12 protein-coding genes and 2 pseudogenes are annotated in these 15622 nt (G+C 65.4%); 6 read left to right on the top strand and 8 right to left on the bottom strand.

Going from position 1 to position 15622, the window contains the following annotated elements; translation table 11 throughout:
* From EOA79_RS20475 to EOA79_RS20465, 3 genes and pseudogenes are all read left to right on the top strand, one after another.
* A pseudogene (locus EOA79_RS20475) lies at window positions 1–406 on the top strand (ATPase); the annotation flags it as partial.
* A 3-nt stretch (window positions 407–409) separates the two neighbouring features.
* A complete protein-coding gene (locus EOA79_RS20470) occupies window positions 410–2668 on the top strand; it encodes a DUF5682 family protein (RefSeq protein WP_095823877.1) in 2259 nt (752 codons plus the stop codon).
* Window positions 2661–3893 carry a VWA domain-containing protein gene (locus EOA79_RS20465; protein ID WP_095823876.1) on the top strand — a complete coding sequence of 411 codons (1233 nt, stop codon included), beginning with the start codon at window positions 2661–2663 and terminating at the stop codon, window positions 3891–3893. Before EOA79_RS20470 ends, EOA79_RS20465 begins: the two co-directional genes overlap by 8 nt.
* A gap of 23 nt (window positions 3894–3916) precedes the next feature.
* Here the strand turns inward: EOA79_RS20465 and EOA79_RS20460 are convergent, their stop codons facing one another.
* From EOA79_RS20460 to mtnK, 5 genes and pseudogenes are all read right to left on the bottom strand, one after another.
* Window positions 3917–4642: an MgtC/SapB family protein gene (locus EOA79_RS20460; RefSeq protein WP_095776270.1), complete on the bottom strand. Its 726-nt coding sequence runs from the start codon at window positions 4640–4642 to the stop codon at window positions 3917–3919.
* Between the two features lie 177 nt (window positions 4643–4819).
* Window positions 4820–5884 (bottom strand): class II fructose-bisphosphate aldolase, encoded by a 1065-nt coding sequence (gene fba, locus EOA79_RS20455; protein WP_067327727.1) that lies wholly within the window; start codon window positions 5882–5884, stop codon window positions 4820–4822.
* Between the two features lie 158 nt (window positions 5885–6042).
* Window positions 6043–6192 (bottom strand): annotated as a pseudogene (locus EOA79_RS20450) (6,7-dimethyl-8-ribityllumazine synthase); the annotation flags it as partial.
* Between the two features lie 7 nt (window positions 6193–6199).
* The gene (gene mtnA / locus EOA79_RS20445) at window positions 6200–7294 is read right to left on the bottom strand and encodes an S-methyl-5-thioribose-1-phosphate isomerase (RefSeq protein WP_095823875.1); all 1095 of its coding nucleotides are present in this window, start codon (window positions 7292–7294) and stop codon (window positions 6200–6202) included.
* Window positions 7291–8559: an S-methyl-5-thioribose kinase gene (gene mtnK, locus EOA79_RS20440; RefSeq protein WP_095823874.1), complete on the bottom strand. Its 1269-nt coding sequence runs from the start codon at window positions 8557–8559 to the stop codon at window positions 7291–7293. The genes mtnA and mtnK overlap by 4 nt, the downstream gene beginning before the upstream one ends.
* A 137-nt stretch (window positions 8560–8696) precedes the next feature.
* Between mtnK and EOA79_RS20435 the strand changes: the two genes are divergently transcribed.
* The 3 genes from EOA79_RS20435 to EOA79_RS20425 all read left to right on the top strand — a co-directional run bounded on the left by EOA79_RS20435 (window position 8697) and on the right by EOA79_RS20425 (window position 12375).
* On the top strand, window positions 8697–10208 hold the full coding sequence (locus EOA79_RS20435) for a sugar ABC transporter ATP-binding protein (RefSeq protein ID WP_095823873.1): 1512 nt from the start codon (window positions 8697–8699) through the stop codon (window positions 10206–10208).
* A gap of 78 nt (window positions 10209–10286) precedes the next feature.
* Window positions 10287–11282, top strand: a complete 996-nt coding sequence (locus tag EOA79_RS20430; RefSeq protein ID WP_066989394.1) for an ABC transporter permease — start codon at window positions 10287–10289, stop codon at window positions 11280–11282.
* Window positions 11283–11322: 40 nt separating this feature from the next.
* Complete coding sequence (locus tag EOA79_RS20425) at window positions 11323–12375, top strand: substrate-binding domain-containing protein (protein WP_066988974.1); 1053 nt, start codon at window positions 11323–11325, stop codon at window positions 12373–12375.
* Window positions 12376–12433: 58 nt separating this feature from the next.
* Here EOA79_RS20425 and EOA79_RS20420 read toward each other — a convergent pair whose 3' ends face one another.
* The 3 genes from EOA79_RS20420 to EOA79_RS20410 all read right to left on the bottom strand — a co-directional run.
* Window positions 12434–13510, bottom strand: coding sequence for a D-alanine--D-alanine ligase family protein (locus tag EOA79_RS20420; protein WP_095823872.1), 1077 nt, complete (start codon window positions 13508–13510; stop codon window positions 12434–12436).
* Between the two features lie 11 nt (window positions 13511–13521).
* On the bottom strand, window positions 13522–14142 hold the full coding sequence (locus EOA79_RS20415) for a hypothetical protein (RefSeq protein WP_095823871.1): 621 nt from the start codon (window positions 14140–14142) through the stop codon (window positions 13522–13524).
* A 216-nt stretch (window positions 14143–14358) separates the two neighbouring features.
* Window positions 14359–15622: bifunctional aldolase/short-chain dehydrogenase (locus tag EOA79_RS20410; protein ID WP_128293223.1), on the bottom strand; the 1264-nt coding region annotated here is incomplete at its 5' end.

Here is a 15622-nt window from a genome sequence, read left to right as displayed (position 1 = left end):
GGACATGGCGGAAGAGGTCTCGATCGTGTCCCGGCGCGTCGGCGAGATGGCCGGCGGACTGGACCTGCCGGTGCCGAAAAATGTCGGCGAGGAGATCGCGCGCGTGCTGACCATCTTCCGCGAGCTGCGCTCCGGCGCGACCGCCGACGGCAAGGTGACGCTGAAGACGCCGTCGGGCTCGCTCTCCACCGCCGAGGCGATCGCCACGATGATCAGCGGCCTCAGCCAGGCGGCCTGGTTCGACGGCGGCAAGCTCCACGCCGAAGGCCTGGCGCCAAGCCTGGTCGGCGCCATCGTCAAGGACCCGGTCCAGGACAAGGTCGTGCTTGAGGAATATTTGGAGACGGTGCTGAAGAAGCGGCCGGACTACGCCGGTTATTACGCGGCGCTCAACGCGGCCATCTGAGCCATGACGCAAGGCGGCATCAGCTATTTCGGCATTCGCCATCATGGGCCGGGCTCCGCCGCGAGCCTGGTTAGAGCGTTGCAGGAATTGCAGCCGGCCGCCGTGCTGATCGAGGGGCCGGTGGATGCCTCGCCCTTGCTGCCCCTGCTTGCCAGCCCGGACATGAAGCCGCCGGTGGCACTGCTTTGCTACCCCGAGGACGATCCCGCCGCGACGCGCTTCTGGCCCTTCGCCGAATTCTCTCCCGAATATCAGGCGGCGCTGTGGGCTGTCGCCAACAAGGCGGCGCTGCGTTTCATCGACTTGCCGTCCGCCGCGCGGCTTGCCGAGCACGGGCCCGAGGGTTCGACCGACGCCGATGCGGACGAACCGGAGGCCACCGAAGAGCAGAGCGAAGCAAGCTCACGGATCCTTGATCCGATCGGCACTTTGGCGCGCGCCGCCGGCTATGAGGACGGCGAGAGCTGGTGGTCCGATATCATTGAGCAGAATCCCGCACCCGGGCCGATCTTTGCTGCCATCGCCGACGCGATGACGACGCTGCGCGACGGCGAGACGTCCATTGGCAAATTCGAGGCCATGCGCGAGGCGCATATGCGGCTGGAGATCGCCGCTGCGCGCAAAGAAATCGACGGGCCGCTGGCCGTCGTCTGCGGCGCGTGGCATGTGCCCGCCCTGCAAGCTGCGCATACGCAAAAGAGCGACCAGGCACTGCTCAAGGGCATCGGCCGGCGCAAGACCACGATGACCTTCGCGCCATGGACCGGACCGCGGCTGGCGCTGGGTTATGGCTATGGCGCCGGTGTCGTCGCGCCGGGCTGGAGCAAGCACCTGTGGCAGACGCGCGGGCAGGATGACGCTTCGGTGCTGTGGCTCGCGCGGATCGCTTCGGTTCTCAGGGCCAAGGGCCATATAATTTCGACCGCCTCGCTGATCGAGGCGGAGCGTCTGGCGCGGGCGCTTGCCGCCATACGCGAGCGCCCGAAACCGGGTTTCGAGGAACTGCGTGAGGCCTCGATCGCGGCGCTCTTCAACGGCGAGGCCTTGCTGTGGAAGATGGTCGAGGCCGAGCTTCTGCTCGGCGCCGATGTCGGCGAGATTCCAGCCGACACGCCGCTCGCGCCGCTGATCGATGACTTGCAGCGCAACCAAAAGGCCGCGCGGCTCAAGCCTGAAGCACTGGAGCGCGAGCTCTCCATCGACCTGCGCAGCGAGAGCGGTCTCTTTCGGTCGACGCTTCTGCACCGGCTGAACGTGCTCGGCGTGAACTGGGGCAGGCTGACGGATGTCGGCCGCAGCCGCGGCACGTTCCGCGAGCGCTGGCTGCTGGCCTGGCAGCCGGAATACGCCGTGCGCCTGGTCGAAAACCTGATTCACGGACCGACCATCGAGAAGGCCGCCAACGGCCGGCTTGTCCAGATGATCGGCGCCGCTTCGACGCTCGATGCTCTGGCCACGCTGGTGCAAAGCGCGATCACCGCCGCCTTGAGCGAGGCGTCCGCGGCCGGCCTCGCCGCGCTCGAGGAGAAGGCGGCGCATAGCAGCGAATGCCTGGAGCTCCTTGCGTCGGTGCCCCCACTTGCCGACATCATCCGCTATGGCGAAGCGCGCAAAATCGAGACGCAGCGCCTTGCCGGCCTCTTGGAGCGGTTGGTCATCGAAGGCGCGATCGCGCTGCCTTACGCCGCGCGCGATCTCGACGCGCAGGCCGCCGCAGCGCTGATGGCGGCGCTGCGCAAGGCCGACGAGGCGATCAGGCTGGTCGAGCCGGACGAGCATGTCCTGGATGCCTGGCGGAACGGCCTTGCGGCCGTGCTCGATTCATCGCGCTCGACGGCGCTCGTTGCTGGCTGCGCCGCACATCTGCTCTACGAGGCCGGGCACCTCTCCGCCGAGGCAACGGCCGGCCTTCTGGCAAAGCGGCTGTCGCCCGGAACGCCGGTCATCGACGCCGCCGCCTTTTTCGAAGGCTTCTTCAGCGGCGCCGGCCAGAGGCTGATCTATGACGAAGGGCTGCGCGGCGCTGTCGATTCCTGGCTGGCATCGCTCGACGAGGACGCCTTCGTTGCGCACCTGCCTTTGCTGCGCCGCGTATTTTCCAATCTCGACAGCATGGAGCGCCGCCGCCTGATCGAGGCCGTGCTCGGCCGCAGGGCGAGCCTGCCCGCCGGACTGACGCCGGCACCCGATGGCGGCCAGGCCTGGCGACGGCATTTTGGTCTCCTCGGCAAGCTGCTTACGGGGGAGCCCAACCATGGATGATGAAACGGTCGGACCCGATCTTCATCCGATCGAAGGGACGCGGGAGCGCCGTTGGCGCCTGGCGATCGGCGCCGACGATGAGTCCTCCTCGGCGCTGTCGCAGGAGGACCGGCGGCTTTCGGCAGCCCTCGATGCGCTCTACGGCGACGGCAGCGGCGACGCCGGCGATCCGCGCAAGCGGCGCGGCGGGCTTGGCCGTTCGGCGCCGCGCGTCGCGCAATGGATGGGCGATATCCGCTCTTTCTTCCCCGAGCAGGTGGTCCAGGTCGTGCAGAAGGACGCCTTCGAGCGCCTGAACCTGAAGCAGATGCTGATGGAGCCGGAATTCCTCAAGGCGATCGAGGCCGACGTCAATCTCGTTGCCGATCTGGTCTCGTTGCGCTCGGCGATGCCGGAAAAGACCAAGGACATTGCCCGCTCGATCATTTCCGACATCGTCGCCAAGCTGATGCAGCGTCTCGAGCAGAAAACCGCCGAGGCGATCCGCGGCGCGCTCGACCGTTCCAGGCGCATCAACCGGCCGCGGCAGCGCGACATCGACTGGCCGCGCACTATCGCGGCGAACCTTCGCCACTACCAGCCAGACCACAAGACCGTGGTGCCGGAAAAGCTCGTCGGCTTCATGCGCCGCCAGCGTCGGCTGGTCGACCTCGACGAAGTGACGCTCTGCGTCGATCAGTCCGGCTCGATGGCAAGTTCGGTCATCTACGCCTCGATCTTCGCGGCCGTGATGGCCTCCTTGCCGGTCGTGCGCACCAAGCTGGTCTGCTTTGACACCGCGATCGTCGATCTGACCGAAGAGCTCAGCGATCCGGTCGAGGTGCTGTTCGGCGTCCAGCTTGGCGGCGGAACCGACATCAACCAGGCGGTCGCTTATTGCGCCGAGCGCATCGAGCGGCCGACCAAGGCGCATTTCGTCCTCATCACCGACCTCTACGAAGGCGGCAACGGTCAGGAACTGCTTCGTCGGCTGGCTGCGCTGGTGCGGTCGGGCGTCAATGTCGTTGTGCTCCTGGCGCTCACCGACCAGGGCCGTCCCGGCTACGACTCTTCCATGGCCGGCTCGGTCGCGGCATTGGGCGTCCCGGTCTTCGCCTGCACGCCGGACCATTTTCCCGACATGATGGCGGCGGCGCTGCGCCGGGAGGACATCGGCGCTTGGGCGGCGGGAGCGGACATCAAGCTTATTCGCCCGGATTCGGAAACGCCAAGCGCAGCCGAATAGCTTCGCCACCCTTCCGACGCTGATCAGGGCGCTTTCTCGCTGATCAATTCAAACCGCTCGATCTCACAGTGTTGGCCGACCAGCGCCAGCACCTCAGTTGACGGCTCGACTGCATCTGGCTGCCGCCATTTGACTTGGAAGGAAAACACGAAGCGGTCGCGGTCGGCATCGTGCTCCATGCCAACGAAGCGGGCATCGTATCCGAGCGGCCGTACGATCTCCTGGAGGTCGGGCGGGGCTGTCTTCGGCCATGAGACCGCAAGGATCGCCTTATGGTCGCGCGGGATCTTGAGATCGACCCACTTCAGGGCCTGCAGCGTCACCAGCGTCAATGCTGTAGCAATCGCGCCGAGGCCGAACTGGCCGCCGCCGAAGGCCAGCCCGATCATCGTCATGATCCACATGGTGGCGGCGGTGGTCACTCCGGTGACGAGATCGCCGCGCCTGAGGATGGCGCCGCCGCCGATGAAGCCGACGCCGGTGAGCACGCCGAGCGCAAAGCGCAGCACATCCATGCGCACGAATGAGTCCGGTCCCTTACCGGCAACGTCGAGCAGCATGTTGGCCTGGACCATGGCGACGCACGCCGCGAGGCCGACCAGGATGGTCGTCCGCAGGCCGGCGGAATGGCCGCGCGCTTCGCGATTCAAGCCGATGAGGAAGCCCGCGACCAGCGTCAGCAACAGCCGCGCAACGAGATCCGGCCATGTCGGATGAAGCGGCATGTCGCAGCAGAGCGGCTCGAGCATTTCCCGTCGGCGACGCCGGTCGGCGCACCCTCCATTGCGTCAGGACAGTTCAACTAAGCTCGGCCATGGATGGTTCCTTGGCCAATGCCGATGACGTGAGGTTCCGCGGGACTGGTGCCGTGGGAGGGTGGGCGTGCTCCCGCGACCGGCTGGAACCCGGTCGCGGGAGGAGGTGGCTCAGCCGAACTTCGGGTCGAGGCTGCCGGCCTTGTAACGCTTGGCCATTTCCGACAACGGGATCGGCTTGATCTTCGGCGCGTTGCCGGCTGTGCCGAACTGCTCGAAGCGTTCCTTGCAGAGCTTCTTCATCGCCGCCATGGCCGGCGTCAGATATTTGCGCGGATCGAACTCGGAAGGGTTCTCGGTCAGCACTTTGCGGATCGCGCCGGTCAGCGCCATGCGGTTGTCCGTGTCGATGTTGATCTTGCGCACGCCGTGCTTGATGCCGCGCTGGATCTCTTCCACCGGCACGCCCCAGGTCGGCTTCATCTGGCCGCCATATTTGTTGATGATCTCCTGCAGCTCCTCCGGCACCGATGACGAGCCGTGCATGACCAGATGCATGTTGGGCAGGCGGCGATGGATCTCCTCGATCACGTTCATCGCCAGCACCGCGCCATCCGGCTTGCGCGAGAATTTGTAGGCGCCGTGGCTGGTGCCCATGGCCACCGCCAGCGCATCGACATGGGTGTCGCGCACGAACTGCTCGGCCTGCACCGGGTCTGTAAGCAACTGATCGTGGCTGATGGCGCCTTCGACGCCGTGGCCGTCCTCCTGCTCGCCGCCGCCGCTCTCCAGCGAGCCGAGCACGCCGATCTCGCCTTCCACCGAGACACCGCCCCAATGCGCCATATCGACGACGCGGCGCGTGATGCCGGAATTATAGGCGTAGTCGGCCGGCGACTTGCCGTCTTCCTTCAGCGAGCCGTCCATCATCACCGAGGTGAAGCCGTACTGGATCGCGGTGACGCAGGTCGCTTCGTTGTTGCCGTGGTCGAGATGCATGCAGACCGGAATGTCGGGGTGGATCTCGACCAGCGCGTCGATCAGCTTGGCCAGCACCACATCATTGGCGTAGGCGCGCGCCCCGCGGCTCGCCTGGAGGATGACCGGCGACTTGGTCTCCTCGGCCGCCTCCATGATGGCGAGGCCCTGTTCCATGTTGTTCATGTTGAAGGCAGGCACGCCATAGCCTTGTTCGGCGGCATGGTCGAGCAATTGTCTCAGTGTGATGCGAGCCAACGAATAGTCTCCCGTATCTGGTTCGAGCCCGTGTTTGAAAGGGCCGCCCGGGCGGGCGGCCCCGTTGCTTCTGGCCGGATTTCTAACCTACCGCAACCTTTTGAAGCCCTTTCGGCCGCAATTCTTGTTGCAGGGCTGAAATCCGGCCCGAGTCGAGCCTAAGCGGCGATCCGCTCGCGCGCGGCAAGGATTTCGACGCAGGCCTTCGCCGCTTCCTTGCCCTTCACCAAAAAATGCTCATGGAAGAAGCGGCGGTGCTCGGCGCTCTCATGATAGTTGTGCGGCGTGAGCACGGCCGAGAGCACCGGGCGAAGATTAGCTGCGCTCGGGAAACATCGCCTTCAGCGCCTCGCGCGAAGCCTTCGCCACGCCGCGCTCGGTGATCAGCCCTGTCACCAGCCGAGCCGGCGTCACGTCGAAGGCGGGGTTTGCCGCCGGCGTTGCGTCGGGCGAGACGCGCACCTGCGCGACCTTGCCGTCGGCCGTCCTACCCCACACCAGCGAAACCTCCTCACTCGCGCGCTCCTCGATCGGGATTTCCGCAAGCCCGTCGGCGACCGTCCAGTCGATGGTGGGCGAGGGGAGCGCGACATAGAAAGGGACGTCGTTGTCGGCGGCGGCTAAAGCCTTGAGATAGGTGCCGATCTTGTTGCAGACGTCGCCATTGGCCGTCGTGCGGTCGGTGCCGACGATCACCATGTCGATGTCGCCATGCTGCATCAGATGCCCGCCGGCGTTATCGACGATCAGCGTGTGCGGCACGCCGTGGCCGGCCATTTCCCAGGCGGTCAGCTGGGCGCCCTGGTTGCGCGGCCTGGTCTCGTCGACATAGACGTGGACCGGAATGCCGGCTTCCGTCGCCAGATAGATTGGCGCCGTGGCGGTGCCGTAGTCGACCGTCGCCAGCCAACCGGCATTGCAATGGGTGAGAATGTTGACCGCCTCGCCAGGCTTCTTTTTCGCCGCGATCTCCTTGATGATGGCAAGCCCGTTCTCGCCGATGGCGCGATTGAGCCCGACATCCTCGTCTGCGATCTCGGCGGCGCGCCGGTAGGCGGCCTCGGCGCGCTCTCCCGGCGCCAGCGGCTTCAGAAAACGCCGCATCTCGTCCAGCGCCCAGCGCAGGTTGATCGCCGTCGGTCGCGTTTTGTGCAGCGTCTCCCACGCCGCGTCGAGCGCTTCGTCCGAGGGATCGTCGGTCATCTGGATGGCGACGCCGTAGGCGGCGGTGACGCCGATCAGCGGCGCGCCGCGCACCCACATGTCGCGGATCGCGGTGGCGATGCCGGGAAGGGTTCCGATCGTCTCGACGCGAAACTCATGCGGCAGCCAGCGCTGGTCGATGATCTCGACCGAGCGTTTGTCGTCGCTGAGCCAAATTGTACGATAGTGGCGTTCGCCGACGTTCAAAGGCTCTTCTCCTGTTCGACCAGCGCGGCCAATGCGTTGACCTCGTCGATGCTGTGGATCTGACGCCGGTTCACGGCGATGTGGCGGCCGAAGCGCAGCGCCTTTGCTTCACATTTGGCGCGAAGGTCTGCGTCGGCAATGGTCTCGAAATCGGCATTGTGGGCGAGACCGAGGATACGTCGGTGCACCTCGATGCCGGCGAAGCCGAGCAGGTCGGTCCAGATGCCGGAAAGCATGTGGTCGAGCGCCTGTTCGGAACCGAGCAGGTCGCCCTGATCCTCGAACAGGCTCTTCTGGTAGAGGATGCCGGTGCGCTCGGTTCGCCACAAATGCGAAAACTCGGCGCGGAACACCGCCCAGCTCTCGGCCGTGACCTTAAGCAGGTAGGCGCGCATCGAATCCCGGCTACCTTTCTGCTCATGGCCCCGCTGCGAGAAGAAGGCCATCCAGAAATTGGCGAGCAGCATGCCGACGTCGAAGGCGATCGGGCCGTAGAAGGCGAATTCCGGATCGATCATCCGGGTCTCGGTGTCGGTCACCATGATCGAACCGGAATGCAGGTCGCCATGCAGCAGTGTTTCGGCATTGGCGGCGAATAGGTGCTTGAGCCGCTGCGCCTCGACCTTGAGGTCGCGGTCGGCGCGCAATTCGGCCACCAGGCGGTCGAGCTGCGGGCTGGTGTGCCGGTTCATCTCGGCGTCGAAATAGGGATCGGAGAACACCAGGTTCTCGGTGATGTCGCAGAGCTCGACATTGTCGGCGAACAGCGCGAGATCGGCCTTGCGCTCTTTTGTCGGCATTGAGAGGTCCGAGCCGCGGAACAGCGTGCGGGCCATGAACAGGCCGATGTCGCGCGCAATGTTCGGCAGCTCGCGGCCGTCGATCAGCGCGCGACGCAGGATGATGTAGGGCGGCGCCAGATACTCCATGACAATAAGCGCCTGGTCCTCGTCGAAATAATAGATCGCCGGCACCGAGCCTGGCGCTCGGCGCTGTTGCCTCGTCAGCGCGTGATACTCGAAGAAAGCGCGCTTCAAAGGCAGCGGCCAGCTGTCGCCGACCAGGCGCACATAGGGCAGCGCCTGCTTGACCACCGCCGCGCCCTGGTCGCCCTCGACGATGAAAACGAGGTTCAGATTGCCGTCGCCGACCTCGCGTACTTTCCAGTGGCCGGCGTCCTTGCCAATGCGCTCGGTCAGCGCCGTGGTCTCGCCGAGGCGCTGCGGCAGCGTCTCCACCGACAATGCTTCGAACTTCCCGGTCATCCTCTCCCTCCTGCGCGTGGTGTCCCACGATAACGGAGCCATGGCGGCCGGGCCAAGCTAGGCAGCGCTCTGGCAATTGTCAATCGTGTTGACAATTGCCGAGTGAGCCCATAGCGTCATGGATCAGGGAGGAACGAATGGGCGCAGATGCCGTGTTCCGTGTGGGCGGCCTGAGGAAATCCTTCGGCCAGAACGAGGTGCTTGGCGGCATCGCGCTGGATCTCTATGCGGGCGAGGTCACCGTGCTGATGGGCGCCAACGGCGCCGGCAAATCCACCCTGGTCAAGATCGTCAGCGGCGTCTACGCGCGCGGCGGCGGCACGATGCGGCTCGCCGGCCAGGCCTTCGATCCCGGCTCGCCGGCAGAAGCGATCCGCGCCGGCGTCGTCACCGTTCATCAGAACATCAATGACGGCGTTGTCGCCGATCTCGACGTCGCCACCAACCTGACCCTCGACCGGCTGAGCGGCAAGGGTGCATCGCTGCTGTTCAAGCCCGCCAATGTCCGCGTCGAAGCCAGGACCGTCGCCGACCGCATGGGGCTTACGCTCGATCTTAAGGCACGTGTCGCGGACCTCTCGCTCGCCGATCGTCAGATGGTCGCGATTGCCCGCGCCATGGCGCACCAGCCGAAAGTGCTGATCCTCGACGAGCCGACCTCCTCGCTGTCGAGCGCCGAGGCCGACCGGCTGTTTGCGCTGATCGACAGGCTGCGCGGGCAGGGTGTCGCGATGCTCTATATCTCGCATCGCATGTCCGACATCAGGCGCTTGGCAGACCGCATCGTCTCGATGCGTGACGGCGTCGTCTCCGGCGTGTTCGACCGGAAGCCGCTCGACTATGAGGGCGCGGTCAATGCCATGCTCGGCCGCAAGATACTGCTCGACCGCGTCATTGCCAGAAGCTCGGCGCGCGCGGTCTTCACCGCCCAAGGCCTGCAGCTGGCGCCCGGCGCCAGACCGATCTCGATGACGCTCGGCGCTGGGGAGGTGGTGGCGATCACCGGCCTGGTCGGCGTCGGCAAGACGGCGCTCGCCGAAACTTTGTTCGGCGTGCGCAGGCCGCTCGCCGGCACCATGCATATGGACGGCAAGCCCTACGCACCGGGATCCGCGCGCGAGGCGATCGCTGCCGGCGTCTTCCTTGTGGCCAAGGACCGCGCGATGAGCGGCATCGTCGGCGGCTTCAACATCGAACGCAACATCAGCCTGCCGTTTCTCAAGCGCATGTCCGGCTTCGGCGTCATGAAGAAGCGGGCAGAGCGGGCTGCCGCACGCCGCCAGATCGACGAGCTCGGCATCGTCTGCCGCTCCGAGAAGGACGAGCTTTCCGCGCTTTCGGGCGGCAACCAGCAGAAGGTGATGGTGGCGCGCTGGATGTCGCAGGCCTCGCGCCTGTTCATCCTCGACGAGCCGTTCCAGGGCGTCGATATCTCGGCTCGGCGCGACATCGCAACCAAGCTCAGGGCGAGCGCCGATGGCCGCGCCACACTGCTCTTCGTCACCGAGATCGACGAGGCCCTGGAGACCGCCGACCGCATCCTGGTGATGTCGGAGCACGCGATCGTCGGCGAGCACAGGAACGATGACATCGATCTCGATCGGCTGCTGGCTGAGGTGGCCGGCGGGCCGCTCACCAGCGCGGCGTGAGATCGTATGGATGACGAGACTTGGAGTGCAGGCATGAGTTCCAGTTTGGCGGAGAGGGCAGCAGCGCGGGGGCGTTCGATAACATTGCGCGACTATGCGATCCGCTATGGTTTCATCATCCTGCTGGTCGGGCTGATCGCCTATTTCGCGATCGCCGCCGACGGCTTCGCCTCGCCGCAAAGCGCCGTCTTCATCTTCCAGTCGGTCGCCATCACCGGCGTGCTGGCACTCGGCGTCACCGCGACACTTGTCGTCGGCGGCTTCGATCTGTCGATCGGCTCGGTCGCCACCAGCGCCATGATGGCGGCTTCCTATGCCATGGTTGTGCTGGAGCAGAACGCCGTCGTCGCCGTCATCGCCTGCCTCGTGATCGGCGCGGTCGTCGGCCTCATCAACGGCTGGCTCATTGTCTACATGCGCGTGCCGGATCTGCTCGCGACGCTCGGCATGATGTTCCTGCTGCTCGGCCTGCAACGCATTCCGACCGAAGGCCGCTCGATCGCCACCGGCATGACGATGCCCGACGGCTCGGTCGCCAACGGCAAGTTCTCGGAAGCCTTCCTGGCGCTCGGCCGCCACCGCATCGACTTCTTCATTCCGAACCTGATCCCGGTCTCGGTGGTGGTGCTGGTCGTGCTCGCCGCGCTCATCTGGTTCTTCCTCGAATACACCCGCTTCGGCCGCATGATGTATGCCGTCGGCAGCAACGAACGCGCCGCCGAACTGGCCGGCGCGCCTGTCAAGGCATACAAGATCTGGGCCTATGTCATTTCGGGAGTTTTTGCCTCGATCGGCGGGATTTTGCTCGCTGCCCGGCTTGGACGCGGCGATATCGCCTCGGGTAATAATTTGCTGCTCGACGCAGTAGCGGCGGCGCTTATCGGCTACGCGGTGCTCGGCGCCGCCAAGCCGAACGCTTTCGGCACGGCCGTCGGCGCGGTGTTCGTCGGCGTCCTGCTGCAGGGCCTGACGATGATGAACGCCCCTTACTACACGCAGGATTTCGTCAAGGGCGCGGTTCTCGTCGTCGCCCTTGTCTTCACCTTCGCCCTTTCCGGCAGGGGCAAGAGATAGTTTCGACCGGGGCATTGAGAACAAAACGGAGGAAGACGAAGTGAGCATCACAAGGAGACTTTTAGGGAAGGCCGCACTCGGCCTCGCGGGCGCGGCGCTGCTCATGCAGGGCACAGCATTGGCGGCGGACCGTCCGGCGCCATTCGACAAGCCGGGCGTCAAGATCGCGCTGGTGCGCTATCTCTCCACCGGTGACTTCTTCCAGGCCTATCTCTCCGGCGTCGAGGCGCAGGCCAAGGCGCTCGGCGTCGATCTGCGCGTGCTGGACAGCCGCCAGGACGCAGCGCTCCAGGCCGACATGGTCGACCAGGCGATCGCGCTCGGCGTGCAGGGCATCATCATCCAGCACGGCCTGACGGAATCGATGAAGGACGCCGCCCAGCGCGCCGTCGACGCGGGCATCAAGGTCGTCGCCTTCGACGTCAATGTCGAGAACCCGAAGATCCCGCAGATCGAGCAGTCCGACCGCGATCTCGCGCGACTCGCGCTCGAACAGGCGGTCAAGGACAATGGCGACGCCTGGAAAGCCGGCTATGTCTATGTCGCCGGCATCGCCCCGCTCGACCGCCGCAACGAAACCTGGGTCGACGTGAAGAAGAAACATTCCGGCATCAGCGAGGTCGCCATGTTCGGCACGCTCGACAATCCGATCGCCAATTCCGTCGCCAACCAGGCGCGCTCGGTGCTGCAGGCGCATCCCGATATCAAGGTGATGTTCGCGCCTTACGACGAGTTCGCCAAGGGGGTGAAGATCGCCGTCGACGAAGCCGGCCTGAACAAGGGCATCAAGATCTACTCAGCCGACATATCGACGTCCGACATCGCCGCGATGCGCGAGCCGGACAGCGCCTGGGCCGCCACCGCCGCCACCAACCCGGCAGTCGTCGGCCAGGTCTCGGTGCGCGCGCTGGCGCAACTGCTCGCCGGCGAGGATCCCGGCCACAACGTCATCGTGCCGCCGACGCTGATCACCCAGAAGGAACTTATCGACAAGGACATCAAGAACATGGAAGACCTGTCGGCCAAGCTGCCGCAGTTCGCCCATGCCGATGTCGCCATGCCGGCCTGGATGCCGAACCCCAACGCCAAGTAGGCCACGCGCCTGAAGGCAAGAGCGGCTCTCGGGCCGCTCTTTTTATTCCCGGAGTCGCTCAGGTAGATCGGGCGGCACGCGCCAGCCCATGCGCCACCAGCCGGTCGATGACTTCCGGGTAGCTGATGCCGCTTGCCGCCATTGCCTTGGCGTACATGCTGATGTCGGCGAAGCCCGGAATGGTGTTGAGCTCGTTGATCAGGAACGTCATGTCCGGTCTCACGAAGAAGTCGACGCGCGCCATCGCGTCGCAACCCAGCGCGCGAAACGCCTTCGCCGCCGTCTCGCGGATCTCGCCTTCGATCGTCTCGGGCAGTTCGGCGGGCACCTTAAGTGCTGCTCCATCCTTATCGATATATTTGGCGTCATAGCTGTAGAAGCCGTGGCTTTCGGACGGCACGATCTCGCCGGGACGGGAGACGAAGAGGCCACCTTCCGTGTCCTCAAGCACGCTGCATTCGATCTCGCGGCCGCGGATGAATTCCTCCGCCAGCAGCTTGCCGTCGTGCCTGAAGCCTTCGGCGAGCGCTGCCTGATAGCCCGTTTCGTCGGAGACCTTGCTGACGCCGACGGAAGAGCCCTGGCGGGCCGGCTTGATGAAGACCGGGAGTCCGAGCGCCTGCTCGATCTCCGCGAAGCCAGGCGCGGCCTCGGGCAGGATGGTGCTGGACCGTGCCGTGGGCAGGCCGGCCGCCTTCAGTAACCGCTTGGCGATATCCTTGTCGAGCGCCGTGGCCGAACCGAGAATGCCGCAGCCGGCAAGCGGCACGCGCGCCACCTCCGCCAGTCCTTGCGCGGCGCCGTCCTCGCCATGGAGACCGTGCAGGACGGGAAACAGAATGTCGATCGCGGGCAACTCGTAAGGCGGCCCTTCGGCCGGAACGGCCAGCATTCGGCCATGCCCGCCGGGCACCAGACAGACCTCCGCTCCGTTCGACGGTGTCGCCAGCGCGCCGTCCTCGAAGCGGCTGAGCAGCCATTGCCCTTCGCGGGTGACGAAGATCGGAACGGCATCGTACTTCCCCGGCTCCAGCGCGCCCATGACATTGTTCGCCGAAAGCACCGACACGTCGTGCTCGGCGGACCGCCCGCCAAAGAGCACGCCAATACGCAGTCTTTTTTCGGCCATCGACATCTCCACAATGCTCAAGGATCAGAAACCGACGGCGATGCCGCGCCGGGCAAAAAGCGGTCGAAACTGGCGAGCGGTAGCGTGACGTCCGCCTGGCTCTGCCTGACGTGTCCCGAAGGGTTGTGGAAGCGGATTTCGCCTGGCGAGGCGGCCGTCACCAGTACCAGATGCCCGCCTTTCGACGGCGGCTCGCGCTCGGGCCAGCGGATGCCTGGATGAACCGAGGCGATGAAGTAGCGCCACTTGCAAAGCAGACCGGGCACCGTGGCCGCATCGACATTCGTCATCGTCTCGGCGAACAGGCCGAAACGTTCGCGCACGAACCGGACGAAGGGCTCGTAGATCAGCCCCTTGATCGTACCGTCGCCTTCATTGACGACATAGCCGCCATAGGCCGTGCAGGCGCGGGCGAGCTCAAGCGTCGGATGAATTTCGCCGCGCGCGGCAAGGATCATCTTCAGGCAGGCCATGCCGCAGACATTCACGGCCCAGCGTGCATAATCCTCAATCGTTTCGGCTCCGGAATTGCGCCACAGCGGGTCGCGGTGCAGAGCCGATGGTCCCTCCGCCAACAGCGGCAGAGTCATGCCGGGCGATTCCCACTGGCTGAAATAAGGCACTTCCCTGGTTTGCATAGCGGCTCCAGCTTTGTGTCCCGCAAGCGAGGGGCAAGGCACCCCCTTAAAGCTGTTCGAGCAATAAGCAAAAGATTTGCGCGGATTTTGACCGGTTGGAGCAGTTTTCCAGCAGACGTGAAATGGGCTTCAGTCCTGACCTGGGTCGCGACACGGAGAGAGTGGTCCGTCGTTCTGGGAAAGCGACGGGCCGCTCAGGGAGATCTCCTTGTTTCTTCAGCGCAGCGCCGCGGCAATATTGCCGCCGTCCACCGTCGTCACGTCGGCCGTGGTGCGTTCGGCCAGTGCCTGATGCAGGAAGGCTTGCGCCACGTCGTCGGCCGTCACTTCCTGGCCGAGCAGATTGCCGGACATGTATTCCTTTTCCGAGACACCGCGCGCGCCCGAGCGGCTGGCAATCATGGCGTCGGTCAAAAGCCCGGACCGGATGCGGTCGGCGTTGACCGCGTTCGAGCGGATGCCGTAGGCGCCGTAGTCCAGGGCATACTGGCGCGACAAAAACAGCGTCGCCGCCTTGGGAAGGCCGTAGGCGCCGAATTTCGGCCCGGGATTGACCGCCTGCTTGGAGGTGTTGAACAGCAGCACGCCGCCCGTGCCCTGTTCGAGCATGATGCGCACCGCGTTCTGCGCCGCCGACTGGTGGGCGAAGAAGTTGAGCTCGAAGCTCCTGCGCAGCAGCGCGTCGTCGATTTCGCCGATCCGGCCTTCCCAGGCCGCGCCTGCATTCGAGACCAGGATGTCGACGCCGCCATAGACCGCGACCGCCTTGTCGAAGGCGGCGCGCACCTCGGCCGGGCTGGTGATGTCGGCGCCGACCCCGATCGAATTGTTACCCGCCGCCTTTGCCGCTTCCGCGGCCTTGGCCGGATCGAGATCGACGATGACCGCATGCGCACCGTTTGCGGCGAACAGCTTCGCCGTCGCGGCGCCGATCGCCCCGGCGCCGCCGGTGATCAACGCCACCTGGCCGGTCAGCGGCTTCGGCTTGTTCGAGGCGAGCTTGGCCTGCTCCAATGACCAGTATTCGAGCGGGAAGAGGTCGGCCTTGGAGAGCGGCTGGAAGTTGCCGATGGCTTCCGCGCCGCGCACCGCCTCGATCCACATCTCGCCGACATCGGAGGCGATTTTCGCGTCCTTCAGCGTGCGGCCGTGGCCGAACATGCCGAGGCCCGGCACCAATGTCAGCCGCGGCATCGGGTCGAGCATGGTGCGCTTGACGTCATCCAGCGCGTCGTTGGTCTCGAAATAGGCGCGGTAGTCCTTGGCGAAAGCCTCGACATGGCTGCGGACGGCGGCCTTGTAGTCGCCGAGCTTGTCGGCGTCGGGAGCCGGGACCGCCATCGGTCCGGTCTTGATGCGGATCGAAAGATCGGGCGTCGACACGCCGCGTCCGGCCAGCTCGGCGATCCTGGCCGAATTGATGAAATCGACGATCGCATCCGAGGTGCGGAAATCGCTGATCATGCGGTCGAAGCGGCCT

This window comes from Mesorhizobium sp. M1A.F.Ca.IN.020.03.2.1 (assembly GCF_004023205.1).
GTDB lineage: Bacteria > Pseudomonadota > Alphaproteobacteria > Rhizobiales > Rhizobiaceae > Mesorhizobium.
Note: the sequence above shows the minus strand (reverse complement) of the source record. Positions and strands in the feature narration are given on the sequence as shown.

Excerpts from the sequence above, each read along its gene's own strand:
- EOA79_RS20470 (WP_095823877.1), top strand. The coding sequence starts at position 410 with ATGACGCAAGGCGGCATCAGCTATTTCGGCATTCGCCATCATGGGCCG.
- EOA79_RS20465 (WP_095823876.1), top strand. The coding sequence starts at position 2,661 with ATGGATGATGAAACGGTCGGACCCGATCTTCATCCGATCGAAGGGACG.
- EOA79_RS20460 (WP_095776270.1), bottom strand. The coding sequence starts at position 4,642 with ATGCTCGAGCCGCTCTGCTGCGACATGCCGCTTCATCCGACATGGCCG.
- mtnK (WP_095823874.1), bottom strand. The coding sequence starts at position 8,559 with ATGACCGGGAAGTTCGAAGCATTGTCGGTGGAGACGCTGCCGCAGCGC.
- EOA79_RS20435 (WP_095823873.1), top strand. The coding sequence starts at position 8,697 with ATGGGCGCAGATGCCGTGTTCCGTGTGGGCGGCCTGAGGAAATCCTTC.
- EOA79_RS20420 (WP_095823872.1), bottom strand. The coding sequence starts at position 13,510 with ATGTCGATGGCCGAAAAAAGACTGCGTATTGGCGTGCTCTTTGGCGGG.
- EOA79_RS20415 (WP_095823871.1), bottom strand. The coding sequence starts at position 14,142 with ATGCAAACCAGGGAAGTGCCTTATTTCAGCCAGTGGGAATCGCCCGGC.